Origin of the sequence: Agrobacterium genomosp. 2 str. CFBP 5494 (assembly GCF_900013495.1) — a bacterium.
In the GTDB taxonomy this organism is placed as follows: Bacteria; Pseudomonadota; Alphaproteobacteria; order Rhizobiales; family Rhizobiaceae; genus Agrobacterium; species Agrobacterium pusense.
The window spans coordinates 1,987,142-2,010,497 of record NZ_LT009718.1 but is presented as its reverse complement, the minus strand read 5'-3'; the positions used below and the strand labels follow the sequence as shown (position 1 = coordinate 2,010,497).

Here is a 23,356-nt window from a genome sequence, read left to right as displayed (position 1 = left end):
CCTTCGGAGGCTGCCGGCGATTGAATCTTTCACCGACCTGGCTCGATCATGGATCCTGATACGAGGAGATCCATCATGGCCGAGAAGGCAGCCGACATCCATACACTCGCGCCACGCACGTCCTGGCTCGAAGACGCTGTCGCCGATCTCTACGCGAGGCCCGGCGGTTCCGGCACACTCGACGAGCGGCTGTGGAAAGCAACGGTCACCGGCGCCGAAGTGTCGGCAACCTTTCGCGACGAGCCGTGGACTGCCGAGGACCTTATCTACGGCCCCGGATCGCCCAACAACCTCTCGATGCACCAGACGGTCTTCGGGACGAATTCAGCCGGCGCGCTGCTGTGCCAGGACGGCAAGGGCCTCTACGGCTGGCTCTTTCCGACGACCGAGACGCGCTGGCAGTACGGCCCCGAGAACGGCAGTCGCAACCTCGCCACCGAGATCTTTGACGCACCCGACTCCGGATACGTCCACGCACTCCGCGCCGCGACTCTGTCCCTGATGCAAGCCGTCTTCAAAAACCCGAGCTACGTCGGCTCATACACCATCATCGATCGCATCAACGACCAAGCAGAGGAAATGGAGACGCTTGCATCCGGGTTGGAAGAGGCGCTCGTCGCGTTCCAGGAAGCGCAAGATGAGAAGCTCGAAGCTTTCCGCGTCACGCTGTCTAACTTGAGCGCTATGGTCGACGATATGCGAACTCGAATGGCTGCTGCCGGGATCTAGCTATGACCGAAACCGACCTCACGCCCCGCCAGGCAGTCCACGCATATCTCGGCGGCGAGCCGGTCCCGCCCCATGTCCTGCGCGCCGCAGTCGCTCAGTACGTCTGCGGCTACGAGACCCTCGTCGATCTCGCCCAGGACGTCGTCGGCGACCCCTGCGACATCAGTGCGGGCAACGACCTCGCGGCCGAGATCATCATGCAGCAGACGATGCTCGAAGAGTTCTTCACGCTGACCTCCGCCGCGACCGCTCTCCCGGATCTCGTGCGCAGTCGGCAGCCGTCTCGAAGGACTCGCGCATGAATCCCCTTGCGCTCGATCCCGCCGCCGCACACCATTCTGATACCGCTGGATTCACTCCCTGTCGGTTCCTTCCAACTGCCCCGGCTGCTGCGCGATCAACCGCGCGCCCGGGGTTTCTTTTTTGAGGTGACGCATGGCGAAGGATGACCTCTTCCAGTTCGATCTGCGCGACTTCACCAGGAACATGAAAAAGATCGAGAAACAGGTGCTGCCGACGGCTCAGGCCGGATTTCTCAACGGCATCGCTTTCGGCGCACGCCGCGGCCTCCTCGCGTACGCCGACAAGAACATCAAGGGCGGACCGAATCCTTGGACGAAGAAGGGTTTCGTCGTCGAAAAGGCCACCCCGCAGAATCTGGAGGCATCGGTCAGCATCCGACCTGAGCAAGCTCGGTACATGACCTATCTGATCAATGGCGGCGTCCGGCGAGCTGGAGATCCGGGAGCATCGAAATTCGATGTCAGGGTCGACAGTTCCGAGGACTCGAAGAACAGGCTGGGCAACACGACGAAGGGGTATCTCGGCAGGATCGCGCGACAGGCCAGAACCGAGAAGGCCAAGCGGGCAAAACTGGCGGCGAAGCGTGACAAGCTACGCGCAACGGGCAAGCCAACCGCACCCGCAGGATGGAAGGCCGCCAACGCGTCTGGGAAGCCCGGTATCTTTTTCGGCGAGGTCTCCGGGAAGAGGGGCTATTGGCAGCGGCCTCAGGCTCGCGGCGGCAAGCTGAAAATGCTCGTGCGCTTCTCCGACGACGCGACATACAAGCCGACGTTCCGCTGGGACGACATCATCTCCGACTCGGTCAAGGACTCAGACCTTGCGAAGCTATACAGCGCCGAGATCACCCGCGCCCTCAAGAAGCTCAACGGCGGTTGATCCCGCCGGCGGCGTTTACCTGGACTCAACGGTCCCGCTTTATGACTCGCGAAAAGAGCATGAGGTGTGGAATGCAGTTCATTGAGTTATTCGCGGGTGCCGGGGGCATGGGCCTCGGGCTATACGCCGCAGGCATGGGTCACGAGCTGTCGATCGAGAAAGATAAGGCTCCTCATAGCGTGCTCCTGAATGCTGGAAAGGCGGCTGTCCGCATGGATCTTCGCGATGTCGGCGGTTTCTGCAACCGACTCCGACATCGCCCGGATCTGATCGCGGGAGGGCCGCCGTGTCAGGACTTCTCGAAAGCCGGGCTGCATCAGATCGGCGAGCGCGCTTTTCTCACACAGCACTTCGCGCAGATCATATGCCTGACGAGACCCGAATGGTTCATTTTTGAAAACGTGGAGGGTGCGGCGCGGTCGAAGCAATATCAGTATGCGCGCGCGCTGTGGAAACGCCACGGATACGGCCTGACCGAGCTCGTCATGGATGCCCAGTACTACGGCGTGCCGCAGCGCCGCAAGCGGTTCTTTTGCGTCGGGAGACTGGACGAACTCGATCAGTTTCTCCTCGACGAACTCGAAGCGGCGAAGTCGCCGAAGCCGATGGTCATCCGCGACATGCTGGATCCTCGTCGATACCCGGAGGACGCCGCACTGCTCGAAAAAGGCGCATTCTTCGCGAGACCATGGATGGGCCGCAAGGGCGAGCCGAACGGGCGCGGCATCATATCGATCGACGAGGTCTGCCCGACGATCGCGCGGAACACGAGGGAGAAGCCAGGCGAATCCTACATCCCGCACCCGGAGGATTCGGCCGAGCTCGAAGACACGCACATCCTGACGCTCGACCAAGTCGCCCGGATCCAAGGATTCCCTCCTACATACGACTTTCAGAAGAAGAAGAAAAAGCATGCCCGCGGCCCAGGCAGCGGATGGACCGAGAAACAGATCCAACTCATGATCGCGAACGCCGTCCCTGCGCCTATGGCGCACGCGATCGGCAAGGCGATCTTTGAGCGTCAGTACGGCTTCTCGATGCCGAAGCTCGACAAGGCTTTCACGCCGTGGCTGCTAGCGAACTCGAAAAAGAATTCGCCGAAGGACAAGGCAATGTCCGTCTCTGCCGCGAACAATATCCGCTCGCACCTCCGGAAAGCGCGGGAGATGGTCGGATGTCGAATGTACGCAAACCTCGCGCTTGAAATCCAGGCGCTCGAAGCGAGCAGCGAGATCATCTGGATCGACAAGAAGACCCGTCGCAGAGAGTCCGGCAAGCGATACGCCGACATGAGCATCCGTCAGCGGTCGGATCTGCGGACAGCTCTTGAGCTATATCACGCATACGTCCTTGAGACCCGAGATGCGTCGAAATGGGCGCCGCCGAAGCCGAAGAAGGTCGCGATGCCTGATTTCAAGAATCCGCCGAAGCCGAGCAAATGGCGCAGGAAACCCCCGATTGTCAGCGATGTCGAAGCTCCCAAGCGCGTGCCTCAACCGATCATGTGGCCGGCACCATATAGCGGCAGTCAGACGGATCCAGAACTCGCTCATCTCGGATCCTTGCTCGTCGAAGATTTCGAGCCGCCACACGATCGTTTCGAGCCCTCGCCCTCGCGAGATGATTGGTATCCAGATTACGATCCCAAAGCGGATTACGAAGAGGAGCTTCAGGAACGCCTGAGGATGCAAGCCGACGACTGACTTGCTTCTGTCGCCGCCGGCACGCACCATTTCCTTGATATCGAGGAGAGAGTGCATGCCCGCAGCCGATGTAGACATTGACCGATTCCCATCCTGGTCGACCCGTGCCCGCCGTCCTGCCGCGCCGCGCGTCGACTGGGTGTCGCTCGGGTCGGAATACGATATCGCGCACGTGGTCAGGCTCTGGCAGCTCGTCATGAGATTCCGCATCGAGTCCTTGCCCGACGACGAGAGCGTGATGTGGCAGCTCGCGGATGGCCTCCGTGGCCGTCGCGGTGACGCCGTTCGGATCCGGGAGGGTATCGTCAGCATTGATCGCCGTCATCTGAAGGAATTCCGCGATGCCATCGACTGGCTGTGGGATCACCTAGCCGACGAGCATGGGGACCAGCGCTATGCTTGGTGCCGCGACGTCGGCCAGTGGCTGCGGATGCCGACAGAGCAACCGCCGATCACGAACTTGGAGGATGCCCGGCGCGCGGTGGAAATCATCGACGATCTTATGGATGTCGCGGCCGATAACGTGATCAAGCTATGGGAGGACGCGTGATGGCGCCCCGCAAGCCGAAACCCGCACCTGAGACCATCGCCGCCGAACCCGCCATCGAGCTGCCGGTCATCCACTACATCACGAATCCTGTGACGGTCGCCGGAATGACACCGCGCACGCGTGATGAGATCGCCATCCGTGATGCCGTCCGCAAGGCGCTCAGTGAGGTCGAATCCTTGGTCGCGGACTTCGTGACGGAAAAGAGATCGGAACGCCTGTCTGATGCCGATATCGATGAGTTGTTCTGCATCGAGTTGCCATTGCAACTGCGGTACCGGAATGACGGCGGCCGGATCCGGGTGTCATACGAGGCCGCCATCGTGGATCGTCAGGCGTATCGGTAGACTGCCGTATAGGCTGGAGTCAGCTTGTCGTCGAAATACGATCTCAGCTCGGCGACAACGGATCCCAGATCTGCAGGCATGCCTGTGACTCGGTTCTTCTGCAGGTACCTTTCCCAGTCCGCCTGTTTCACCTCCGAGAACACAGGCAGAAGGCCTTCAGGGGTCAGCTCGGGGAGATCGGTGTGGCGCTGCGAGAAGGTATGTGCGATCGCCTGGCGGACGGTCTCGTCATCGAATCCTTTCCGGCTCAGGATCAGCAAGTCCCTGTAGTCCTTCATCCGGGTGTTGCCGAGGCCGCGGACGACGATGGAATGCAGCTTCTCCGCCATGGCGTATTCGAATGGCTGCACCCGTATCGTCGACGAAGTGTCGCCCTCGATCATGGGGATAATCGGCAGCTCCCTGACTGCTACGGGAGCCTCACCGCCAATCCCGACGTCGGCATAGGTGTTCACCCGGGTTTTGCCGAGCCAGCCGATGATGTGGATGCGGAGGCCCTGGTGTTCGCCGTGTTCGTGTTCGAGAACGTCAGTGCGGCCGATCTCGAAGACCACACCATCATTGTCACCGATCTCGACGGCTCGCCGGAACAGAGACATGACTTCTTCGTGAGCGATGACATCGTAGCTGTGCACGTCGACGTCGGCCGTTGGACGGTTGAGATCGGCGAACTCGGGCGCGAAGTGGTAAGCCGCGCCGCCCTTGAGAGTCATGCGAGCGCCCTCTTCGAAAGCCCACAGCCGTGCGCAGAGGCGCTCCTGTACATACTTCTGGAGCTGCTGCGGGACATCGAGACCACGGCTCTTGGACTTCGCCTTAAGCTTCTCGACCTTGCGCTCGCCGTCCGTGTGCGTGTTCGACATCGTCCATCTCCATCACGTAGTGATCTCCTGAGAGAATGGTTGTCGTCGGCCGTGCATGGCGCAAACGCGCCGGCAGCTTTCAGATTTTCGCGTAGTTCCTGATGTACATCTGCACGATATCCTCGACCTGCGCGCCGCGCTGCATCGCTTTCCGGATCAGGAGGCCGCGATCAGGAGCCTTTTCTGCTAGATGGAACGCACCGCGATAGCATTCGCCGACGTCATCCTCGCCGACCCACGCCTCATGTACGGCTAGCTCGAGCAGCGTCCTCTCCGCCGACGCGACGCGATACGGCCGTCCATCTGTGTCTTCACGGACTTCCACGCCCCAAGGCAGATCGACACCCGCGATCCATTCGAGATCGTAGTCGCCCCATCGTGCCGGCTGCGGCATCCTTTCCGGTTGGGAGAGCTGTCGGAAACCATGGCTGTTCGCGCTCGTCCATCCCCGTGCGATAGCCGACTGCATCCCTGTGACGTGGGCATTCGGAAACGCCTGACAGAGATCGGCCCAGTCCGCCTGGGCGGCGTACGAGTCCAACAGCTCGGCATCACGGCCTGTCGTCGTGCGGGACTGCCCCAGCCATTCCTGAGCGCGTGCCGTCATTGCGTCCTTGACCCCGACCTCTCCACTGCGGAGGCGCTTGGCGGTGCGCTCGGAGACGTCTAGGACTGCGGCAAGCTGTGGAGACGACAATCCGGCTGCGGAAAGCCACGCTTGGAATTGCTCCGTCGTCCATACTCGCTTAGCCATGGTCGTCTCCGTCGATCTCAATGACTACTGGGTGACAGAATATTGGCACCCAGTCAAACGGCTACGTATCCCAGCCTTAATCATCCGTTAAATCAAATCGTTCTTGACTTACGACATCGATGGGTTTCGAACGATAGAAAAGCATGCGTGGGGATTCGTTATGAGATCAGTGGAGCTGTTCGCCGGAGCCGGTGGTCTTGGACTTGGCTTGCACTCCGCAGGTTTCAAGCCCGCTGCTGTTGTCGAGTGGGACAGCTACTGCGTCGATACTATCCGCGAAAACCAGAAGCTTGGCATGCAAGCCGTCAAGGGCTGGAAGGTCAAACACGGCGACGTCCGCGATGTTGATTTCAGCGCCTTCGAAGGCAAGATCGGTCTCGTGTCTGGAGGCCCGCCCTGCCAGCCGTTCTCGATGGGCGGCAAGCATGCTGCTTATGACGACCATCGAGATATGTTTCCCCAAGCGATCCGTGCGGTCCGTCAGGCGCGCCCAAAGGCGTTTATTTTTGAGAACGTGAAGGGACTGACGCGCGCGTCTTTCAGGAATTACTTCGAATACATCCGTCTCCAGCTCGAGCACCCCGAGATCATCAAAGGTGAGGATGAATCCTGGCAGAACCACCTTGCGCGCCTCGAGCAGCATCACACCAGCGGCAGCCGCGAAGGGCTCAACTATCGCGTGGTCACCCAGTTGCTTAACGCTGCCAACTACGGCATCCCGCAGAAGCGCGAGCGCGTCTTTTTCGTCGGGATCCGTGAAGATCTGGGCAAGGCGTTCCACTTCCCGCACGAGACGCATTCCCGAGAATCCTTGTTGTGGGATCAGGTCTTGGGCGATTATTGGGATCGCCATCGCGTCGCGAAGAAGGATCGGCCTGAGATCGTGGGTGGCGATCGCATCAGCAGGATGTCGATGCCTGACGAACTGCCGTGGCAAACAGTTGCCGATGCGCTCGTCGGCCTGCCGGATCCGGCAAAGAAAATGCCGTCGGACATCATCGTGCATAACCATCGCCTCCAACTCGGCGCCCGTTCGTATCCGGGGCACACTGGCAGCCCGCTGCACGAGCCCGCGAAGACCCTCAAAGCTGGCGTTCATGGCGTGCCCGGCGGTGAAAACATGCTGCGGCGTCCTGATGGCAGCGTCCGCTACTTCACTGTGCGCGAGAGCGCCCGCCTGCAGACGTTCCCCGACGACTACGTGTTCCACGGTTCGTGGACGGAAACCATGCGTCAGCTCGGCAACGCCGTTCCGGTGGAACTGGCTGCCGTGGTCGGACGTAGCGTCGCTCAGCAGATAGGCGTGTGATGGCGGAAGGCTACGTCGAGTTCGAATTCGATCTACCGTCGGCTCTGCTCAAGAGTCTTGTCGACGAGTTCGCGAAGCTGAATTCAACATCGCTCACCCGCGAACACACGATGCAGATCCCGGACGAGCAAGGCGTGTATCAGCTCCTCGTCGGCGGACAGGTGGTCTATGTAGGCAAGACCGACGCCGATTCCGGCTTGAGAGGCCGCCTCTCCAAGCACGCCTTCACGATCCGCCATCGTCAGAACCTCAAGCCGGAAGACGTTCAGTTTAAAGCCGCCCGTGTGTTCGTCTTCACGGCGATGGATCTCGAAAAGCTACTGATCCGCCACTACTCGCAGACCGCAGGTGATGTTTGGTGGAACTTCTCAGGCTTCGGCAGCAATGATCCGGGTCGCAACCGTGACACCACCGAGCTGAAGGACGCAGGATTCGATGCCCTCTATCCCATCGATCTCGACTATCCAGTAGACATCGCCTCCGATGGCGGGGTCTCGGCGGCACAGGTTCTCGATGCCCTGAGGCGCGAGCTTCCTTTCACCCTGCGTGCCGAGGGCGATGGCGGTCGTGGTCGGAAACCTCATCCGGATCTCGTGACGAGCATGGTACCACCGTTCACGACGAAGCCATCGACCACTCGCGAAGTGCTCAACGCCGTCCTCGGCGTTCTGCCTGCAGGCTGGCAAGCCACCGCCCTGCCGGGTCGAATCATAATGTACAGGGAAAGCCGCGAGTACAGCGCGGGCGTCGTTATCGGCCGATCCTGAATCCTGCCGGCGTTTGCGCCGCGCACCGCCATCGCACACCATTCTCATGGGCACCAAGCTTGAGGAGGATGTGATGCCGGAACTACAAGTCGACGAGTTTGATAGGATGGTGCTGTTGAAAGCACTGAAAAACCAGCGCGGCGTTTACATACAGCAGTGGTCGGGTGTCCGCGCGGACGAAAAGATCCCATTCCATATCCGTGCTCAGGAGTCCGAGCTGATCGACAAAGAGATCGCGCGCGTTGGTGAGCTATGCCAGCGAATGTCGGATGCGGTCTGGACGACTGACAACGAGCATCCTGAAGTGGCTTCGTTGCAAGCGGACGAGATCACCGAAGCCGAAGCCAAGCGTCGTACCGCAGTCGCCAACATGATCACTGCCGAGATCGAAGCCATGGAGAAAATCGCGAATCTTCCAAAAGGCGCGCAGAAGACGCTCGTGCGCAGACTGTTCCCTATCTCGCATCCGGTGAAGGACATGGAAGCCGCAGAGGCCGCGGTAGCATCAGGAGATCTCACTCGGGAGGAGGCGGCGGCCGCGCTCGGGATCGATGTCGATTTCGCTGAGGCCGATGCCCAGATTGCGTCGATCCGGGAGCGTTTGGATCAGCTTGAGCCGGGCACGTGGACAACGCTGCCTGAGGATGCAGAGGACTGGATTTTCGACGTTACGGATCCTGAGGAGAAGGTCGTCATCGCATCTGCTGACACGCAGACCGACGGCACCGAAGTGGCGTTCTACACCTACGACCTGACCCCGGCCGAGAAGCACAAGATTAAACGCGAACTGCAGGGCTACGACCTGATTACATGGCAGGAGACCGTCGGCGGTGACTATCAGGGCGTAGATTTCTCCGAGCCCGCTGCCTCAGTGATCTTCGTGAGGAAGAACAAGGACAGCTACTATGAGATCCACCCAGGTAGCGACATCAGCGCTGAGTTCCGCAAGCACATGAAGAGCTTCTTCCTATCGCGTTGCGAGTACAACAGCTTCGAAGAGGTCAGGAACCTCGTACAGGAGCGCGCAGTCGCGTTTTGCAAGCTCGGCGGCAAATCCTTGAGCAAACGACACATCGACATCGAGATCTCGATCAACGGCCAGACGAAGACGTTGAGAGGGACTGCCGGGGATGCCGATAGGCTTCTGAAAGAGCTGACCGCCGCTCATCGGCGCTTCTGATGGGAACACCGACCGCCGCCCGGCTCAAGAGCTCGGCGGCGGTTTCCGTTTGTGTGGCTGCCTCCCAAAAGAAAACCCCGGATCTCTCCGAGGTGTCTTCCGGCCGCAAAGGCGACCTCGTGGGCTGTGCCCGATAGCATGATAGGTGCCGGCGTTGCCTGGCGCAATCAGCCTTCATCCAGCCTTCACGAATGCCGTGGCCCTACGCGTCAGCCACACAATGCCTGACAAGATCAGGAAGAGGAAGAGTGGAGCAACAGTGAGGACCACACGATGTATCCAGAAATCGCGCTCAATCTTACCGACTTCCTCAGTGACGCCGTCTCGAAGAAGTGCAAGCTGCTGCTCGGCTTCGGGGCTGGGCTTGAAGGATATATAGCCACCCCAATCCTCAGCTACGCACTGAGCAGTGTATGCTCCCGGATTTGGGAACCACGACAGCGGCTCCTTGTCGTATTCCAGCGTGTGGCAGTACAGGAAGATCTCCGAGCCGAGATCAACAGACCTCTGACTGCCTTCGATGCCCATGCGCACCATTGCCGGCCGCCCGACGAGCTTTTGCATCAAGGCAGTAGCCTGCGGATTCCTGATGACTTCATTTGAGTAAGGGATCACCTGCTCGACTGTCGCACGCCCAAGCGTCCTCGCATCACCTTCTACAATGAAATAGACGTTCTTGTCTGTGACGGGCGCACCGTCAATCTGGAACCAGACAGGAGACTGTTTCTTTGTGTGATCGTAGAAGTTCTCCCCCGGCCTGCCGACGTTTCGGCAGTTCTCCATTGTGCCCCAGCTCTGACACACGAGATAAGCCGAACTAGGATAAGGCATCACGAACGCGGACAGCCCATACCCGAAAAGCAACAATGGCAAAGAGACCACCAGAAGCAATCTCTTGTATTTCCCGAACGTCATAAAAGCCCCCTGAAATCATCCCGTTGCGTTCTACCTGTCATTGCATCGGATGGCGAGAGCACTTCGTATGAATTTCCGCCGGCGTTTGCCTCCCTGCCGATCCCGCTCGACCATGTATCGGCAACAGGAGCAGCCATATGACCGATACCGAGATCCTCACAATTGCCGCCGAATACCGGAATCACACGCTCACGGCTCAGTCCGGTAGGCTTTTCGATGTCATTGAGCATGCGGATCTCGTGCGGTTTGCAAGGGAGATCGAGCGGAGGGCAAAAGCTGCCGGCGTTTGCGTTGGGCATGGCGGGCGCACACCATAATCCTGTCGAATGAGGAGGAAGTGTGCGATGGGTGTGATCAGGTGGGTGGAGATGAGCAGTGACAGATACTGCGCTGACGGTGTCATGATGCTGGGTTACCTCGGCGACGAGCGGATCTGCTATGTCGCCGATTACGGCCCTGACCCGAATGCCGACGGCATTTTCCATCTGTTCACGCACAGTGAGTTTCCCGGGCGGCGTTTCAGTGAGCGCTGGACACCCTGCGATGATCTCGAACACGGCCAGTATCTGGCGGAGGCGTGGCTGCTTGAGTGGATGGCGGATGTCGGCTTCGTGCCGAAGGCGGAATTCGATGAGGCGAGGAAGAGCGCAGAACACTTCATCCGCGAGCTGCGGGCATCCTCGGAAACGAACAAGCGCCGTCTTAATGAAATCCGCGATCTCAGAGCCGAGAACACCGTCCTCAAGGAACGGATCGGCTCCGCGTTCGGTGACATCGACGATGCGATCGCCGCGCTCAAGCGGAAGGTCGACGACATCGTGGCCGATACTGGTGTTGCCCGAACCTGGTCGTGGGACGTGCCCGTCGATCAGCGGTGGAAAGGCGCCAAGCCAAAGGGATGGATCGACTCCGGATGGAGTGTCTCGGGCGATATCGGCGGCGAGTTCAGCGTCATCTTCAGGGATGGGGGTGCGGCATGAGCGCGGATCTGACTCCTGAAGATCGGGCGCAGTTGGACATCCTGATCGGCCGACCGTCTGAGGCTTTCCAGTCGAGATTGACCACGATGTGGAAGATGCAGTCGCAGATCTGGGAGAAATGGTGTCGGGCATACCAGGACGAGATCTATCGTCTCGGCTACGTGTTCGAGATTTGCTCAGTCGATGACGGGCATTTCGAGATCGTTGGCTTTAGGAAGCGGGAGGAAGCGGAATGAGCAGGATTCAAGACTACAGCAGCCGCGTCGACATCCTGAACACGGATCCGCTCATCGCCACGCTCACCTTCGAGACCGACTATTCAAAGTCCGTCCTCCGGGTGTCCTACGACCGTGAGATCGGCAAGTACTGGGTGCAGCGCCAAGGCAATCGCTTCCATTGTCACCCGCTGCTCAACGACGCCTATCCGACCATTGCGGATATCAATACCGAATCTCTCGCCATAGCCGTCTACCTCGAGACCCGCCAGCGGTTTGCTGAGGGGTTGGGAAAGCACGGCATCACAGTCGACAACTCGGGAGGCCGTTTGGTCATCGGCTTCGACAACCCTGATGCGACCTGGACAGAGATGCCGGACGAGGATCTGCGGGCGTTCGCGCTTCATGTCCTGAAGGAGTTCGACACGCGCTATGTGCCGTCGCTTGATGAGATCGCGCGTGAGGTCGTAGCCGGGCTGAGGGAGATCGCGGCGGCCAGAGTGGGAGAAGCGGCATGAGCGCCCTCGAAGCCATAATCGCTGAACGTCCTGATCTCATCATCCTGCGCGATCCTGAAGTCTTTGACACCTTCCGAGAGGTATACCAGAAGGGCTTCGTTACCGTGCTAGGCTGGCCAGATGACATCGGTAAGCTTGCAGATGCAGAGCTGATCGAGTTGCTCGAATGGTGGTACGAGGAAGATGGCGAAGCTTTGGAGAATGACTCCTACAAGTGGTGGATCAATGCCGAGGCGAACCCGATTGCTATGAGGCTATTCGAAAACACCGCCGGAGGTGCGGCATGAGTGAAGAGTTCAAGGAGCGAATGGTTCAGGATCTGATGCGGAAGGTGTTTGGTGTCGAGACGAAGGCGGGCAGAACATCGCCCGCGTATTGCGCTTTACAGGACATCCGTAACGGGCATGTCGGGCCTGAGGTTGTCGCGAGATCGTCTCTATCAGTTCTTTCTTCTGATGACGGTGCAGACATCGGTGCCACCCTTTGGCTCAGGGATTACAGATCGGCCATCGATACGAATGGGTATGAGTATGGGACAACCACCGTTCAGCGCGGAGAGATGACCCTTGTCAAGCTGGTCAAGAAGACCTCGTGACATCGCCGGAGGCTCCTGAGGGGGTGACCCCAGTGCGGGTAATTCGCGACCCCAGGTGATCGCTCTTTCCGAAAAATTTTTTCGAGCGTCAACATCAGCACCCCCTCGGCATCTGAATTGAATCTTGCAGCCACCGATCTCCCAATAAGCCTGAGTTCATTGGGAGTTTTCAATTCATGGCACGCAGGAAGACCGCCGATCCGATCATGAAGGATGCGGAAACTGACGCTGAAAATACAGAATCCGTCAGCATCCCCCCGGATGACACAGCACCCCCAGCTTCGAAACGAGAGGCTGCCAAGCTTCGCACGGTTTCCGTGAAGCAGTGCTCGCTCCTCCTGAACCGGGATCGCAACACAATTCAGAAATGGCTGGATCAGGGTTGCCCCTTCGTCACTCATGCCGACCGAAATCTTGGTGTGGCGTGGGAGCTTGATCTCGCCGAGGTGGTCAGATGGCTCGAAGAGCGCGCGGCGAGAACCGCCGCCGAAAAGTTCGGCGACACCGAAGACGGAAAGATGTCAAAGGAGGAGGCTGATCGCCGTAAGGCGGTGGCCGGCGCCGTTGTTGCGGAACTGGAGATGGTCGAGAAGCTACGCACGGTCATCCCGATCTCTACCGTCCTTGATCTGTGGGCAAAGGACTACAGCGAGATCAAGGCTAAGGCGATGTCGCTCGGCGACAAGATCGCGGTGAGCGTCGATCCCTCGATCTCCGACCACGTACGCGCAATCGCCGAACGGCATATGCGGGAAGTCATGGCTACCCTGAAGACCGAGAAATCGCTCCTGAACTGGAGCTGACATGTTCAACGTCGACCACGGTCACATTGCCGGATCCCTTCCCATCGATTTCACGAAAAGTCTTGCCGTCCTTCGTCAGGCGGTCGGAGACCTGCGTGACAACGTGCTCCAGCCGCCTGCGTGGAAGGATCCCGAGACGTGGATGTTCGAGAACATCGAGCTGCCGAAGTCGAAGACAGAGAGATCCGGGCGCCTGGTGCTGACAGGATACCAGCGCGAATTCATACGCCTGTATTTCGATCCGGAGACCGTCGAGATCGACGCCACCAAAGCGACACGCGTGGGCATGTCGCTCGAGCTCTCTGCGCTCGCCTGCTACATCCTCGCCTATCTCGGCGAAAGCGTGACGATTGCACAGCCCACCGAGGACGATGCCAAGGAGTTCTATAAGGAGCGCATCGAGCCGCTATTCACGATGTGCCCGGCATTGGGGGCGCTTCGCAGGAAGCCCCTGCGTGGCGAAAGCCAGGATACGTGGAACCTTATCGAATTCACGAACGGCGCGGTGCTGCGGCTTGTCGGGGCGGCAAGTGACGACAATTTCCGACGCTACGGTTCCAAGCACAACTGGGGCGATGAATACTCAGCCAATGCCTGGAAGATGAAGGCGGGATCTCAGGGGAGCAAGGCGGACCTGTTCATGGAGCGCGGCGGCGAGTTCTCACGCCCCAAGCTCGTTCTGATTTCCTCCCCCACAACAAGGGGCGACTGTAACACCACCGAACGCTACGACAAGTCCGACAAGCAGGAGCCATGGAATGCCTGCCCGCACTGCCATGAGATGCAGGTGTTGGAGTGGGGCGAACGCGACACCCCGTTCGGCTTCAAGATGACGAGGGACGAGAACGGCTTTGTCACGGGTGTGCATTACGAATGCCGCCATTGCCATGAACCCATCCGGGAGCATGACCGCTTCGACAAGCCGGTCACGGTCAACGACAGGGTGTGCTTCTCTCACAAGGAGTACATCGATGCCACCACCGAGTACCGCCCCTCAGCCGTGTGGCAGATCCCCGGCCGCCGCGGCATGTACATTCCACAGTGGCTCTCACCCAACGGACAGGCTGCCTGGAAGAACCTCGCGCAGAGCTTCCTGAACAAGCACAAGGATCCTGAAGAACGGAAGACGTGGGTCAACAACGTCATGGGTGTCGCCTATGACGATATGTCGACGACGGCGCTGTCGTCGTCGGAACTCACGCGCATGTGCCGGCCGTATCCCGCCGAGGTGCCGGATGATGTCGTCGTCCTCGTCATGGGTGTCGATACCCAGACGAACAAGGAGGGCAACCACCTCGAGGAACTGGCGTCACGCGAGGCCACTGTGGTCGGCTTCAACCGCTACGGACAGGCTCGCGTCATCGGCCACTGGATCGTCGAGGGCGCACCCGGGGATCCGTCCGCTGACAACCGCCTGCGCGATCTCATCAATCGCCGCTTCAGGAAACGCGACGGCAAGGAGCTAGCCATCATTGCGACCGCCATCGACCTCGGTGGCCACTACGCGGACGAGACTAGGGCTTTCGCCGCCAGCTTTCCGAAGAGCCGGAACGTGTGGGCGATCAAGGGTCGGAACAACACCAAGGGCACTCGCTCGGCGACGATCTGGCCTCGTAAGGTTTCGAGATCCACCAAGACCGGATCCCAGTTCTACGTCATCGATTCCCAGCTCGCGCGCGATGCCATCTTCCGTCTAGTTCAGATGCGCGGTGACACTGCCATGTGGGTGCCGGACGCGCTCCTCGGCATCATGCCCGACTACCTCGACAAGCTGATGTGCGAGGAGCGCAAGAAGCTGAAGACGGGATGGTACTGGCAGCCGAAAAAAGCATGCAGGGCTGAAGAGGTCTGGATGTGTCTTGCCTACGCCTATGCCGCGCTCAAGGGACTGCAGGCCTCCTACAAGGGATGGCGCGACTTGAATCTTGCAGCGGACGGCCTCGGAATCCCGAAGGTGCCGCACGATCCGGCGACCGGAGAGCTCTACGCCGACTATGCCGGTGACGATCTCTCCGCTCATGCGGTCGAGCGCACGAAGAATCTCCTCCTGATGGCGGCCGTCGCGGTGTCGGCACCAGTGCCACCCGTTCGGAGGACGGTTGGAGCGCAGGCTGCGGAACAGAGGGCTGTTCCGGAAACAGCCGAGGAAGCGCCGCCGCCGAAGCAGGTGAAACGGAAAGCCGTGAGGACGATCAGGTCATCACGCTGGTGAGGGCAGAATGGCAGCAATGATCCGCAAATACAGATTCTGGGAGCCGCTCATGCTCCAGGAAGCGATCGTCGAACTCGAGAAAGCTATCGCTTTGGGTGCCGCGTCGGTATCGACACCCGGACCCGGCGGCGGATCCGTCACCTGGACGAACCGCGACAACTACGAGGCCATTCTCCGCGATCTCTACGCTGCCTACGATGCCAAGGAATACGGCATGAACCGGCAGGCCGCCGTCTCCCATGTCCGTATTGTACCGCGCAGGGGGCTGTGATCATGGCTACCAGGTCCAATAGATCCAAGGGCTCGACCTCCGCTCCCAAGACCGCCAACACCGAGCAGCCGGTATCCGCTCCCGCAGTTGACATGACCACACCCCGCGGCATGTCCCGGATGAAGGTCATGTCGAAAGGCCGCTCTGCGCACTTCGATCAGCAGGCCGCATTCCGTCTGTCCGGAACGGGCACCTACTTCGAGGCGGCCTCCCACGCTGCGCGTCTTCAGCCCGTTCGCGGCAGCGGCCCCAACGCGGCCAACACCGAGATCGAACGCCTCCGCAACCGGAGCCGCCGCACCTACGTCAACGACGCCTTCTATAGACAGGCATGCCGCCAGATGGCGAACAACCTGATTCATTACGGCCTCAAGCCCGCCAACATCAAAGACAGGAAGCTGCTCTCCCTCTGGAAGAAGTGGATGAAGGAAGCGGACGCACGTGGCCGCCTGAACTTCTTCGGTCTGCAGTGGCTGCTCGCACTCGTCGTCGCGCGGGATGGGGAAGGATTCGTCCGTTTCCGCACCCGCAAGCCCGGCGACATGAAGAGCGGCATCAATTTCCAGCTTCAGTGCCTCGAGGGCGATTACGTGAAGCTTGACGATTCCCGTCTGGCTCCGAACGGCAACATCATCATCTCCGGTGTCGAACGCGATCTCATCGAGCGTGTCGTGGCCTACTGGATGCTCGACCATCATCCCCATGATCTGATCCTCGCCAACGGCAACAACGTGCTGCCTAAAAGAGTGCCGGCCTCGGATGTCCTGCACGTCTACATGCCCGACCGCTTCAGCGACACCCGCGGGTATCCGCATGGTGCTGCCGCGCTGAACACTTCCGATTCCAGGAAGACCTTTGACGACGCCCATCTCGAGGGCAAGAAGTCCCAGGCGATGAATGTGGGCTTCGTGACCAAGCCGCGCGATGAAGAGGCGCCCGTGTTCACCCCGGAAGGAGTCGATGAGGACGGCACCGAATACATCGGATACGAGCCGAACACCCTCACGATCCTGCCGGAAGGACATGACGTCAAGTTCTCGGCACCGACCCCTGTGGATCCGAACTACGCGTCCTACAAGCGTGAAGTCCTGTCGGAACTCGCAGTCGCCTTCGGTCTCGCCGTCGAGCACATCACCCTGAATTTCGAGAAGGTCAACGACCGCCAGTACAGGGCCATCATGCTCGAATGCACGCGCTACTTTGAGAGCCTGCAGTATCACATGATCGTCAGCCAGTTCGCGGAGCCGGTCTGGAACCGCTTCGTGGACGAAGCCTACCTATCGGGCCTGTGGATGCCCGAGGACGGGATGACGGTCGACGACTACAAGGATCCGGACTGGATGACCCCGGCTCGCGGTCACATCCATCCCCTGCAGGAAATCGCCGCCTTTAGCCAGGCTGTTCGTGATGGCTTCACCTCCCGCAAGCGCGTGGCCTCATCGTTCGGCGAAGACATCGAGGACATCGACGACGAGAACGAGATCGACCAGGCCCGGGCGAAAAGCAAGGACCTCCGATACCCCATCTATCCGGGGCTCGACGCGGACACCGAGGCCGTTTTGCGGACTCTCGAAGAAGATCCGGATGCGGAAACCGACACGGCGCAGATAAATGCTGCAAATACAGGGAGATCGAGACGAAAAGCGGCCTGATGCCGGTCGAAAATCTCATGCAAATGTCCGTGATGACAAGAATAACACGCTGAGAAAAAAGAGCTTTCTGTTGCGCACCTTGGCGAAAAAATCTGTTGACCGAGCCTGAGACATCCGGCCTTTCTGTATGCGTACTCAACGCAACAGAAAGGCTAGTACAGTGTATCTCAGTGACTTCGTTCAGCTCGACGGCGAGCGCTACTACATCGCGGTCGACACCCGCACCTGCCAGTTCCGCCTTGAGCGCGTCAGCAACGACGCCATCGCGCAGTTCATGCGCAACGTCCTGATGCTCGGCGAAGACGACACCATTCCGGGCGGCCGTTTCCCGAAGGTTTCGTCGGAGGTGTCGGCATGAGCGCGCCTTCGAAGAAAAATGTGGATCTTGACCAGATCCTCGAAGCGATGTCCGACTTCGTGCACAGCAGCCTGGATGCCGTGCTCACGGATGTCCTCGCCTATGACGCCTTGGGCGGATCCTGCGTCGGCCACTCGGCTATCGCGATGTGGGCTGAGATCGACCAGGGAACCGGTGTCCTGAAAATGCGCTTCCTGTTCGGGGCCGATGCTGACCTCCCCGATGCGGCGGCAGACGATGGCTACTACCTCGACCTCAGTGATGCCGTTATGCGCGGCGAACTGGCGTCCTCGCTGGCTTCCCTGCGCGAAGGCTTGTCGTCTGTGGCCTTCCTGCGCGTGCTTGTCGCCGATGCAGCACCGCGTCTGATCAAAGAGCGCACTCGTTTTGAAGGAGTAGCCGCATGAGCAATGCTCTGAAGCGCGCGGCCGAAGTGACCGCTGTCATCGCCGACCTCAAGAAAGGCACTGGGATCCTTGCGGACTGGCTCGCGTCCGTGATCCGCAAGGATCCCGAGCGCGCCGACAGCTCGCTGTCCCATCCGACCCTTGCCATTCGTGTCGCGCTCGAGGACGGCAAGCCGAAAGGTCAGATGGAACTCTATGATCGCACGCGCCCGATGCCTAAGCAGCGCGATACGGATTTCCGCGTCGCGGTCGAGGAGGTTTTCGAGCGCGAGGTATCGCCGCGCGATGTCATGGACTTCTTGCGCTCGGACGCATGGGGATCTGTCGTGATCGATCGTGAGTTCGTCAAAATGCTCATCGCCGACGCCAAGTCCTGACACCTGAAGCCCCCGATCTACGGGGGCTTTCATTTTTCTTCCGCTCTCGTCTCGAATCTTGCAGACGACCAGGCAACGCTCTCTCCAGACACCGATCTGAGACGAGAGCGAATGCCGAAACCTCTGCGCACAAAGCCCGCTGCCAAGCCGTTCAACGGCTCGATGACGCGTGCTTTCAGCGGGGTTCCGACCTCCATTGACGTCGAGACCGGCAGCTTTGTCGTCGTCATGGTCACCGAAACTCCGGTGCGTCGCGCGATCTGCGACCCACGGAATCCTGATCAGGAAATCATCGTCGACGAGATCATCGTACCGGCCGGCGTTGATCTCTCCCGCGCCAACGGCATGCCGCTCGTGGACGGCCACAAGACTGATGGCGGGATCGCCGCCATCCTCGGCAAGGTCGACAATCCTCGTCTTGAGGCCAACCAGGTGGTCGGCGATGCCATGTTCGCGTCGAGCCACGAGCATCTGCTCAAGGATGTCCAGCGCGGTTTCTATCGCCAGGGATCGGTCGGGTACGACGTTATCGAGGCCGAGCTGATCGAGCGCGCCGATGATGTTCCGATCTTCCGGATCACCCGCTGCTTGGTCACAGAATACTCGATCGTGCCCGTTGGAGCCGACGAGAATTCATTCATCCGGGCGAAATCCGACACCCCCAGTTCCCCCAAAATCACCTTCCGCGCAGCCGGAAAGAAACAGGAGAAGACCATGACTCTGAAGAGAGGCAAGCGCGCGAAGCGTGAAGAGACCGCCGTCGACGTTGATGAACTCGAAGCCATGATCGCCGCCGTCGAAGATGCCATCGAAGATCTCGGTGACGACGCATCCGACGAGCTGATCGAGCGCGCTCGCAAGCTCCGCGGAAAGCGCGCCGAAGAGGACGACGAAGACGAGCCTGCAGAAGAGCGCAAGCGTTCGAAGCGTGCCGAAGACGACGAGGATGAGCCCAAGGCCGAAGACGATCGCAAGCGCAAGCGCGCCGACGAAGACGACGCGCTAACCGAAGACGAGCAGGACGAATACGAAGACATCCGCTCCATCGCGCGCTCCTACGGCCTCGGCAAGCTCGTGTCGGACATGCGCGCACTAGGCAGTCGGCCGTCCGAAGCCAAGCGCGCCCTGCGCAAGGCGATTTCCGAACGCGGAGCCGTACCGGCAGCCGCCAGCAAGGACATCGAAGTGCGGCAGCCGAAGCAGCGTGCGGCCGACACCAAACTCGACACCACCGCGATCTTCGCGGCCAGACGCGCACGCTGATCGGGCGCAACAGGAGACATAACCATGGCTATTGAATTTGTTCAGCGCCCCGTCGACGAAGGATTCCTGATCTCGGAGTCCAACGGCTACCAGAGTCGCGACACCATCACCCTGAAGTCCGGGCGCGCCTATGACGCGGGATCCGTCCTTATCGCCGAACTCCACGGTGACGACGAGGCGACCGGACTTTACGTCCTCGCGACCAAGGCTCTCGTCCTGGCCTCGCCTGAAGCCGGACTCGTTGTCCTGGCGCGCTTCAAGGATGCCACCGCCGCCAGCCAGCCGGCAGCCGCCATCGTCTACGGAGCCGAGGTCAAGGACACCGAACTCGTCGTCGGCGCTGCCACCACGGTCGCGGACGTCGCTGCCGGTCTCGCCATCAACAGGATCAAGATCGTTCAGGCTCTCTGATTGCCGGAACAAAAAGTGAACAGGAGCCACAAATGAGCTTTGCAAACATCATCCGAGGCGATGCCTTCAGCTTCACCACGCTGACCAGCGCCATCAACCTCATCGTGCCGGAGCCGGAAAGCCTCGACACGCTCTTCACGTTCAACGAGCGCGGCATCCCTACGCTGACGGCGCTCGTTGAATACAAGGACGGCAAGCTTGGTCTGGTGCCGACCTCCGAACGCGGAACCGTCGGTCAAGCGATCAGCTCGAACAAGCGTCGGGCGCGTCCGATCTATGTGCCGCACTACCAGGAATACGATGCCATCATGGCGACTGAGGTGCAGGGAGTGCGCCAGTTCGGCAGCGAGACGGAATTCGAGACCATCGAATCCAAGCGCAACGAAAAGCTGAACGACATGGCCGTGAAGCTGAACCGGACGCTGAACTATGCCAAGGCTGGCATGATCCAGGGCTACCTCTACGATGCCGACGGCAGCGTGATCTACGACTGGTTCGAGGAGCTGGGCTTCGCTCGCAACGAGCATTCCTTCGACGTCACGGCACCGAACGTCAACATCCGCGACGAAGCCGTGAAGATGAAGCGGAAGGCTGAGGTCAAGCTCGGCGGCTACACCTACAGCAAGTTCATCTGGCTGTGCCCGCCCGAAATGTTCGACCTCATCGTTTCGCATCCTTCGCTGAAGGAAGCCTACGATCGCTGGCAGGATGGCGCCTTCCTCCGCGCTGACAACCGCAAGGGCTTCATGATCGCCGACAACGTCGAAATCCGCTCTTACGACATCAACGCGACCGGAGCGCTGGACAACGTCGGCCAGCCGATCCGCATGTTCCCTGCCGACAAGTCCTTCTTCGTGCCGGACACGACCAGCCTGTTCCAGGTCAGGTTCTCGCCAGCCGACACCATGGAAGCGGCAAACACCGTCGGCCTGCCGTACTACGCGATGTCGGAGCCGAAGCCCTTCAACAAGGGCGTGGACATGACGGCCGAGTCCAACTTCGTCGTCTACAACGAGAAGCCGGACGCCATCGTAGAAGTCACCTTCGACTAACCGTCGGAGGTCACAGCGCAGCCGGCTCTCCTCCTTGGCCGGCTGCGCACCCCATTCCCTTCATTCCCCCGGAGCCGCCACGATGGCAAACACAATCGACACCGCAGTTTCGAGTCTTGGCGACGCTTTCGAGTGTGCCGTCCTCGATTCAAACGCAGTATCCGTGGGCGCTCTCAACCCAGCAGATCTTGAGGCCTGGGCGCATCGGCTCGGCAATCGCACGACTCTGGTGACGCTCTACGTCTCTGCGACCGTCGAAGTCGTCCGCGCCGCCACGGCCGATGGCTGGACGGATAATGCGTCATGGCCGTTGCTCGGCCCCGGCTACCATCCTTTCAACGTGCCGGGCGGAAACCGCTATCTGCTCTTCAAGCTGCCTTCAGGAGCTGCCGCGCCCGCTGTCGTGAAAATCCTGGAGAACTGACCATGATGGGACCATCTCTCTCAGGATCCGGCGGCGGAACGACAGTCAACGCGATCATAGACCGGGTTCTGTATCACCACGTCACCGGCTCGGATAATCATCTTATTACGACATCAGGTACCTTCGCCAACGGCCGCAACTCGATCCTCGACATCGCACGCTCTATGCGACCCGAGGCCGAGCGCGCAGCCATGTCTGTCGATAACGTCTTCGTCGAGGTCCGCACGGTCGGAGGCGGAGCTGGCGGTGCATATGGCGGTTTCCAGCCGTTCGGCGGCTATCCGGGAATCGTTGTCACTAAAGGCTTCTGGCTCCACGAGCTTCCGGATACGGCGATTACCTATGTCATTGGTGCGGGGGCTGCGTCCGGCGGCGCATGGGGTGGCCAGACGACGTTCGGAAGCGGTCGGCATTACGTACGGTCGGCAGCTACGCCGCGCGGCGGCAACTCACCCCTCGAACATTACAAGCTTGGCACCATCGCGGCGTCGTGGGATGCAGATGGCTCGTTGCCGCCCATGCTTTTCCTGCCGCTGAACTCTGTGACAGGCTTCGACACATTTGACTTCGCGTGGCATTCGAACCGAGGCCCCGGTGGCGGCGGCAGTGCTGCAAGGGATTCTGCAACATCAGGCGGAGCCATTGGTCGCTTTTCGCGATACGGCGGTCAGGGCTCACGGCAGTCGCCGTCCGGCGCTACGAACGGCGGCGCTCCTGTCGTGACGGACGCGAGCCGTCACGGATCAAATCACAACCCCCTCTACTTCGATTCATTAGGCGGCGGAGGAGCTGCGATGGCGAACGCCTCTTACCCTGTAGGATCCGGCGGATATCCCGGCGGCGGCGGAGGAAGCGGACACAACGACGGTAGCGGCACCGTCGGAGGCACCGGAGGCGATGGGTGCATCAAGCTTCGATTCCGCCGAAGGGAGATCAAGTAATGACCGAACCCCGTTACCTCGTCCTCGACGACAACGGCATGGTGACGAACGCCGTCATCGGCTTCGTCGATCTCCCTGCTGTTGGCTTCATCGAGCAGACATCGGAGCTGACGCACGTCGGCCTCTATTGGGTCTACGACGCGATTGCTGACGATTTCATAAACCCCTACGGGTCGATGCCTCCGACCGCAGTCGAAGAGGAGTCGATCTGATGACCGCCCGCGTCTTCGCCCCCCTCCCGCGGATCCTCACTCGCACCTTCCGCGAGACCGCCGCTGCTGTTTGGCACCGGCATCGGGATGATGGGAGCACGGCATCGGATCCGCTGGTCGTCATCTTCAACGCCAGCTCCGATGTTGCCGATGCGGACGGCATCTCCATGCGTTTCGGGGTGCCGATTGCCTCGTGTGCGATGGCGGATGCGCTCAAGCTGGAGCCGACACGAGCCGGAAATCCGAACGAGATCTTCCGTATCGATGGCGCGGACGAGCTGGTGATCGATGGCGCGGCGTACGATGTCGAATCTTGCAGAGCGGACGGCTACGGTATGCTGACCATCGTCCTTAGAGGATAGCCGAAAC

The 23,356-nt window shown here is 60.2% G+C and carries 32 protein-coding genes; 28 read left to right on the top strand and 4 right to left on the bottom strand.

Annotated features, from left to right (window positions below; genetic code table 11):
- Window positions 1-75 precede the first annotated feature (75 nt).
- The 6 genes from AGR2A_RS09950 to AGR2A_RS09930 all read left to right on the top strand — a co-directional run bounded on the left by AGR2A_RS09950 (window position 76) and on the right by AGR2A_RS09930 (window position 4,508).
- Entirely contained in the window at window positions 76-729 is a 654-nt protein-coding gene (locus AGR2A_RS09950) for a hypothetical protein (RefSeq protein WP_080822785.1), read from the top strand.
- A 2-nt stretch (window positions 730-731) separates the two neighbouring features.
- Window positions 732-1,031, top strand: coding sequence for a hypothetical protein (locus AGR2A_RS09945; protein ID WP_080822784.1), 300 nt, complete (start codon window positions 732-734; stop codon window positions 1,029-1,031).
- Between the two features lie 133 nt (window positions 1,032-1,164).
- Window positions 1,165-1,911 carry a hypothetical protein gene (locus tag AGR2A_RS29540; protein ID WP_167378187.1) on the top strand — a complete coding sequence of 249 codons (747 nt, stop codon included), beginning with the start codon at window positions 1,165-1,167 and terminating at the stop codon, window positions 1,909-1,911.
- Between the two features lie 71 nt (window positions 1,912-1,982).
- Window positions 1,983-3,614 carry a DNA cytosine methyltransferase gene (locus AGR2A_RS09940; protein ID WP_167378186.1) on the top strand — a complete coding sequence of 544 codons (1,632 nt, stop codon included), beginning with the start codon at window positions 1,983-1,985 and terminating at the stop codon, window positions 3,612-3,614.
- A 55-nt stretch (window positions 3,615-3,669) separates the two neighbouring features.
- Entirely contained in the window at window positions 3,670-4,164 is a 495-nt protein-coding gene (locus AGR2A_RS09935) for a hypothetical protein (protein ID WP_080822780.1), read from the top strand.
- The gene (locus tag AGR2A_RS09930) at window positions 4,164-4,508 is read left to right on the top strand and encodes a hypothetical protein (protein WP_080822779.1); all 345 of its coding nucleotides are present in this window, start codon (window positions 4,164-4,166) and stop codon (window positions 4,506-4,508) included. The genes AGR2A_RS09935 and AGR2A_RS09930 overlap by 1 nt, the downstream gene beginning before the upstream one ends.
- On the opposite strand, the gene AGR2A_RS09925 is transcribed toward AGR2A_RS09930, so the two are convergent.
- Window positions 4,493-5,371, bottom strand: a complete 879-nt coding sequence (locus tag AGR2A_RS09925) for a nucleotidyl transferase AbiEii/AbiGii toxin family protein (RefSeq protein WP_080822777.1) — start codon at window positions 5,369-5,371, stop codon at window positions 4,493-4,495. The genes AGR2A_RS09930 and AGR2A_RS09925 overlap by 16 nt on opposite strands.
- 79 nt (window positions 5,372-5,450) lie before the next feature.
- Entirely contained in the window at window positions 5,451-6,125 is a 675-nt protein-coding gene (locus AGR2A_RS09920; protein WP_080822776.1) for a hypothetical protein, read from the bottom strand.
- A gap of 160 nt (window positions 6,126-6,285) precedes the next feature.
- Here AGR2A_RS09920 and AGR2A_RS09915 point away from each other — a divergent pair, with 160 nt between their 5' ends.
- From AGR2A_RS09915 to AGR2A_RS09905, 3 genes are read left to right on the top strand one after another with little or no spacing between them, the layout of a single operon-like run.
- Window positions 6,286-7,434 carry a DNA cytosine methyltransferase gene (locus AGR2A_RS09915; RefSeq protein WP_080822774.1) on the top strand — a complete coding sequence of 383 codons (1,149 nt, stop codon included), beginning with the start codon at window positions 6,286-6,288 and terminating at the stop codon, window positions 7,432-7,434.
- A complete protein-coding gene (locus AGR2A_RS09910; protein ID WP_080822772.1) occupies window positions 7,434-8,201 on the top strand; it encodes a GIY-YIG nuclease family protein in 768 nt (255 codons plus the stop codon). The genes AGR2A_RS09915 and AGR2A_RS09910 overlap by 1 nt, the downstream gene beginning before the upstream one ends.
- 46 nt (window positions 8,202-8,247) lie before the next feature.
- On the top strand, window positions 8,248-9,381 hold the full coding sequence (locus tag AGR2A_RS09905) for a hypothetical protein (protein ID WP_139786362.1): 1,134 nt from the start codon (window positions 8,248-8,250) through the stop codon (window positions 9,379-9,381).
- 174 nt (window positions 9,382-9,555) lie between these two features.
- Here AGR2A_RS09905 and AGR2A_RS09900 read toward each other — a convergent pair whose 3' ends face one another.
- Together AGR2A_RS09900 and AGR2A_RS28955 are read right to left on the bottom strand one after the other, a co-directional pair.
- Entirely contained in the window at window positions 9,556-10,296 is a 741-nt protein-coding gene (locus AGR2A_RS09900) for a hypothetical protein (RefSeq protein ID WP_080822767.1), read from the bottom strand.
- Window positions 10,293-10,526 (bottom strand): hypothetical protein, encoded by a 234-nt coding sequence (locus AGR2A_RS28955; protein ID WP_139786361.1) that lies wholly within the window; start codon window positions 10,524-10,526, stop codon window positions 10,293-10,295. Before AGR2A_RS28955 ends, AGR2A_RS09900 begins: the two co-directional genes overlap by 4 nt.
- 138 nt (window positions 10,527-10,664) lie before the next feature.
- Here AGR2A_RS28955 and AGR2A_RS09890 point away from each other — a divergent pair, with 138 nt between their 5' ends.
- The 19 genes from AGR2A_RS09890 (at window position 10,665) to AGR2A_RS09800 (ending at window position 23,349) form a co-directional block, all read left to right on the top strand.
- A complete protein-coding gene (locus AGR2A_RS09890; RefSeq protein ID WP_139786360.1) occupies window positions 10,665-11,276 on the top strand; it encodes a hypothetical protein in 612 nt (203 codons plus the stop codon).
- On the top strand, window positions 11,273-11,512 hold the full coding sequence (locus AGR2A_RS09885; protein WP_080822760.1) for a hypothetical protein: 240 nt from the start codon (window positions 11,273-11,275) through the stop codon (window positions 11,510-11,512). The genes AGR2A_RS09890 and AGR2A_RS09885 overlap by 4 nt, the downstream gene beginning before the upstream one ends.
- The gene (locus AGR2A_RS09880) at window positions 11,509-12,009 is read left to right on the top strand and encodes a hypothetical protein (RefSeq protein ID WP_080822757.1); all 501 of its coding nucleotides are present in this window, start codon (window positions 11,509-11,511) and stop codon (window positions 12,007-12,009) included. Before AGR2A_RS09885 ends, AGR2A_RS09880 begins: the two co-directional genes overlap by 4 nt.
- Window positions 12,006-12,296 (top strand): hypothetical protein, encoded by a 291-nt coding sequence (locus tag AGR2A_RS09875; RefSeq protein WP_080822755.1) that lies wholly within the window; start codon window positions 12,006-12,008, stop codon window positions 12,294-12,296. The genes AGR2A_RS09880 and AGR2A_RS09875 overlap by 4 nt, the downstream gene beginning before the upstream one ends.
- A complete protein-coding gene (locus tag AGR2A_RS09870; protein ID WP_080822753.1) occupies window positions 12,293-12,604 on the top strand; it encodes a hypothetical protein in 312 nt (103 codons plus the stop codon). Before AGR2A_RS09875 ends, AGR2A_RS09870 begins: the two co-directional genes overlap by 4 nt.
- Before the next feature lie 176 nt (window positions 12,605-12,780).
- Entirely contained in the window at window positions 12,781-13,407 is a 627-nt protein-coding gene (locus tag AGR2A_RS09865; protein WP_080822752.1) for a terminase small subunit, read from the top strand.
- A 1-nt stretch (window position 13,408) separates the two neighbouring features.
- Window positions 13,409-15,619: a terminase gpA endonuclease subunit gene (locus AGR2A_RS09860; RefSeq protein ID WP_080822749.1), complete on the top strand. Its 2,211-nt coding sequence runs from the start codon at window positions 13,409-13,411 to the stop codon at window positions 15,617-15,619.
- Between the two features lie 7 nt (window positions 15,620-15,626).
- Complete coding sequence (locus AGR2A_RS09855) at window positions 15,627-15,890, top strand: hypothetical protein (RefSeq protein ID WP_139786359.1); 264 nt, start codon at window positions 15,627-15,629, stop codon at window positions 15,888-15,890.
- Between the two features lie 2 nt (window positions 15,891-15,892).
- The gene (locus AGR2A_RS09850; protein ID WP_080822746.1) at window positions 15,893-17,542 is read left to right on the top strand and encodes a phage portal protein; all 1,650 of its coding nucleotides are present in this window, start codon (window positions 15,893-15,895) and stop codon (window positions 17,540-17,542) included.
- A 160-nt stretch (window positions 17,543-17,702) separates the two neighbouring features.
- Entirely contained in the window at window positions 17,703-17,900 is a 198-nt protein-coding gene (locus AGR2A_RS09845) for a hypothetical protein (RefSeq protein WP_080822745.1), read from the top strand.
- A complete protein-coding gene (locus tag AGR2A_RS09840; protein WP_080822743.1) occupies window positions 17,897-18,307 on the top strand; it encodes a hypothetical protein in 411 nt (136 codons plus the stop codon). The genes AGR2A_RS09845 and AGR2A_RS09840 overlap by 4 nt, the downstream gene beginning before the upstream one ends.
- Window positions 18,304-18,684: a hypothetical protein gene (locus AGR2A_RS09835; RefSeq protein WP_080822742.1), complete on the top strand. Its 381-nt coding sequence runs from the start codon at window positions 18,304-18,306 to the stop codon at window positions 18,682-18,684. Before AGR2A_RS09840 ends, AGR2A_RS09835 begins: the two co-directional genes overlap by 4 nt.
- Before the next feature lie 162 nt (window positions 18,685-18,846).
- A complete protein-coding gene (locus AGR2A_RS09830) occupies window positions 18,847-19,947 on the top strand; it encodes an HK97 family phage prohead protease (RefSeq protein ID WP_167378185.1) in 1,101 nt (366 codons plus the stop codon).
- Window positions 19,948-19,971: 24 nt separating this feature from the next.
- Window positions 19,972-20,358, top strand: a complete 387-nt coding sequence (locus tag AGR2A_RS09825) for a head decoration protein (protein ID WP_080822737.1) — start codon at window positions 19,972-19,974, stop codon at window positions 20,356-20,358.
- A gap of 32 nt (window positions 20,359-20,390) precedes the next feature.
- Entirely contained in the window at window positions 20,391-21,410 is a 1,020-nt protein-coding gene (locus tag AGR2A_RS09820; protein ID WP_080822735.1) for a major capsid protein, read from the top strand.
- A gap of 82 nt (window positions 21,411-21,492) precedes the next feature.
- Window positions 21,493-21,834: a hypothetical protein gene (locus AGR2A_RS09815; protein ID WP_080822733.1), complete on the top strand. Its 342-nt coding sequence runs from the start codon at window positions 21,493-21,495 to the stop codon at window positions 21,832-21,834.
- A gap of 2 nt (window positions 21,835-21,836) precedes the next feature.
- Entirely contained in the window at window positions 21,837-22,775 is a 939-nt protein-coding gene (locus tag AGR2A_RS09810) for a hypothetical protein (protein WP_080822730.1), read from the top strand.
- Window positions 22,775-22,987, top strand: coding sequence for a hypothetical protein (locus tag AGR2A_RS09805; protein WP_080822728.1), 213 nt, complete (start codon window positions 22,775-22,777; stop codon window positions 22,985-22,987). Before AGR2A_RS09810 ends, AGR2A_RS09805 begins: the two co-directional genes overlap by 1 nt.
- Window positions 22,987-23,349, top strand: coding sequence for a head-tail joining protein (locus AGR2A_RS09800; protein WP_080822726.1), 363 nt, complete (start codon window positions 22,987-22,989; stop codon window positions 23,347-23,349). Before AGR2A_RS09805 ends, AGR2A_RS09800 begins: the two co-directional genes overlap by 1 nt.
- Window positions 23,350-23,356: the final 7 nt, after the last annotated feature.

What these genes read in the sequence shown, in the direction of transcription:
- AGR2A_RS09920 (WP_080822776.1), bottom strand. Translation starts at nt 6,125, where the DNA reads ATGGCTAAGCGAGTATGGACGACGGAGCAATTCCAAGCGTGGCTTTCC.
- AGR2A_RS09810 (WP_080822730.1), top strand. Translation starts at nt 21,837, where the DNA reads ATGATGGGACCATCTCTCTCAGGATCCGGCGGCGGAACGACAGTCAAC.
- AGR2A_RS09935 (WP_080822780.1), top strand. Translation starts at nt 3,670, where the DNA reads ATGCCCGCAGCCGATGTAGACATTGACCGATTCCCATCCTGGTCGACC.
- AGR2A_RS09850 (WP_080822746.1), top strand. Translation starts at nt 15,893, where the DNA reads ATGGCTACCAGGTCCAATAGATCCAAGGGCTCGACCTCCGCTCCCAAG.
- AGR2A_RS09840 (WP_080822743.1), top strand. Translation starts at nt 17,897, where the DNA reads ATGAGCGCGCCTTCGAAGAAAAATGTGGATCTTGACCAGATCCTCGAA.
- AGR2A_RS09940 (WP_167378186.1), top strand. Translation starts at nt 1,983, where the DNA reads ATGCAGTTCATTGAGTTATTCGCGGGTGCCGGGGGCATGGGCCTCGGG.
- AGR2A_RS09885 (WP_080822760.1), top strand. Translation starts at nt 11,273, where the DNA reads ATGAGCGCGGATCTGACTCCTGAAGATCGGGCGCAGTTGGACATCCTG.
- AGR2A_RS09890 (WP_139786360.1), top strand. Translation starts at nt 10,665, where the DNA reads ATGAGCAGTGACAGATACTGCGCTGACGGTGTCATGATGCTGGGTTAC.
- AGR2A_RS09800 (WP_080822726.1), top strand. Translation starts at nt 22,987, where the DNA reads ATGACCGCCCGCGTCTTCGCCCCCCTCCCGCGGATCCTCACTCGCACC.
- AGR2A_RS09805 (WP_080822728.1), top strand. Translation starts at nt 22,775, where the DNA reads ATGACCGAACCCCGTTACCTCGTCCTCGACGACAACGGCATGGTGACG.
- AGR2A_RS09820 (WP_080822735.1), top strand. Translation starts at nt 20,391, where the DNA reads ATGAGCTTTGCAAACATCATCCGAGGCGATGCCTTCAGCTTCACCACG.
- AGR2A_RS09925 (WP_080822777.1), bottom strand. Translation starts at nt 5,371, where the DNA reads ATGTCGAACACGCACACGGACGGCGAGCGCAAGGTCGAGAAGCTTAAG.
- AGR2A_RS28955 (WP_139786361.1), bottom strand. Translation starts at nt 10,526, where the DNA reads ATGCTCAATGACATCGAAAAGCCTACCGGACTGAGCCGTGAGCGTGTG.
- AGR2A_RS09915 (WP_080822774.1), top strand. Translation starts at nt 6,286, where the DNA reads ATGAGATCAGTGGAGCTGTTCGCCGGAGCCGGTGGTCTTGGACTTGGC.
- AGR2A_RS09900 (WP_080822767.1), bottom strand. Translation starts at nt 10,296, where the DNA reads ATGACGTTCGGGAAATACAAGAGATTGCTTCTGGTGGTCTCTTTGCCA.
- AGR2A_RS09930 (WP_080822779.1), top strand. Translation starts at nt 4,164, where the DNA reads ATGGCGCCCCGCAAGCCGAAACCCGCACCTGAGACCATCGCCGCCGAA.
- AGR2A_RS09880 (WP_080822757.1), top strand. Translation starts at nt 11,509, where the DNA reads ATGAGCAGGATTCAAGACTACAGCAGCCGCGTCGACATCCTGAACACG.
- AGR2A_RS09835 (WP_080822742.1), top strand. Translation starts at nt 18,304, where the DNA reads ATGAGCAATGCTCTGAAGCGCGCGGCCGAAGTGACCGCTGTCATCGCC.
- AGR2A_RS09865 (WP_080822752.1), top strand. Translation starts at nt 12,781, where the DNA reads ATGGCACGCAGGAAGACCGCCGATCCGATCATGAAGGATGCGGAAACT.
- AGR2A_RS09830 (WP_167378185.1), top strand. Translation starts at nt 18,847, where the DNA reads ATGACGCGTGCTTTCAGCGGGGTTCCGACCTCCATTGACGTCGAGACC.
- AGR2A_RS09815 (WP_080822733.1), top strand. Translation starts at nt 21,493, where the DNA reads ATGGCAAACACAATCGACACCGCAGTTTCGAGTCTTGGCGACGCTTTC.
- AGR2A_RS09945 (WP_080822784.1), top strand. Translation starts at nt 732, where the DNA reads ATGACCGAAACCGACCTCACGCCCCGCCAGGCAGTCCACGCATATCTC.
- AGR2A_RS09875 (WP_080822755.1), top strand. Translation starts at nt 12,006, where the DNA reads ATGAGCGCCCTCGAAGCCATAATCGCTGAACGTCCTGATCTCATCATC.
- AGR2A_RS09870 (WP_080822753.1), top strand. Translation starts at nt 12,293, where the DNA reads ATGAGTGAAGAGTTCAAGGAGCGAATGGTTCAGGATCTGATGCGGAAG.
- AGR2A_RS29540 (WP_167378187.1), top strand. Translation starts at nt 1,165, where the DNA reads ATGGCGAAGGATGACCTCTTCCAGTTCGATCTGCGCGACTTCACCAGG.
- AGR2A_RS09855 (WP_139786359.1), top strand. Translation starts at nt 15,627, where the DNA reads ATGGCAGCAATGATCCGCAAATACAGATTCTGGGAGCCGCTCATGCTC.
- AGR2A_RS09860 (WP_080822749.1), top strand. Translation starts at nt 13,409, where the DNA reads ATGTTCAACGTCGACCACGGTCACATTGCCGGATCCCTTCCCATCGAT.
- AGR2A_RS09950 (WP_080822785.1), top strand. Translation starts at nt 76, where the DNA reads ATGGCCGAGAAGGCAGCCGACATCCATACACTCGCGCCACGCACGTCC.
- AGR2A_RS09905 (WP_139786362.1), top strand. Translation starts at nt 8,248, where the DNA reads ATGGGCACCAAGCTTGAGGAGGATGTGATGCCGGAACTACAAGTCGAC.
- AGR2A_RS09825 (WP_080822737.1), top strand. Translation starts at nt 19,972, where the DNA reads ATGGCTATTGAATTTGTTCAGCGCCCCGTCGACGAAGGATTCCTGATC.
- AGR2A_RS09910 (WP_080822772.1), top strand. Translation starts at nt 7,434, where the DNA reads ATGGCGGAAGGCTACGTCGAGTTCGAATTCGATCTACCGTCGGCTCTG.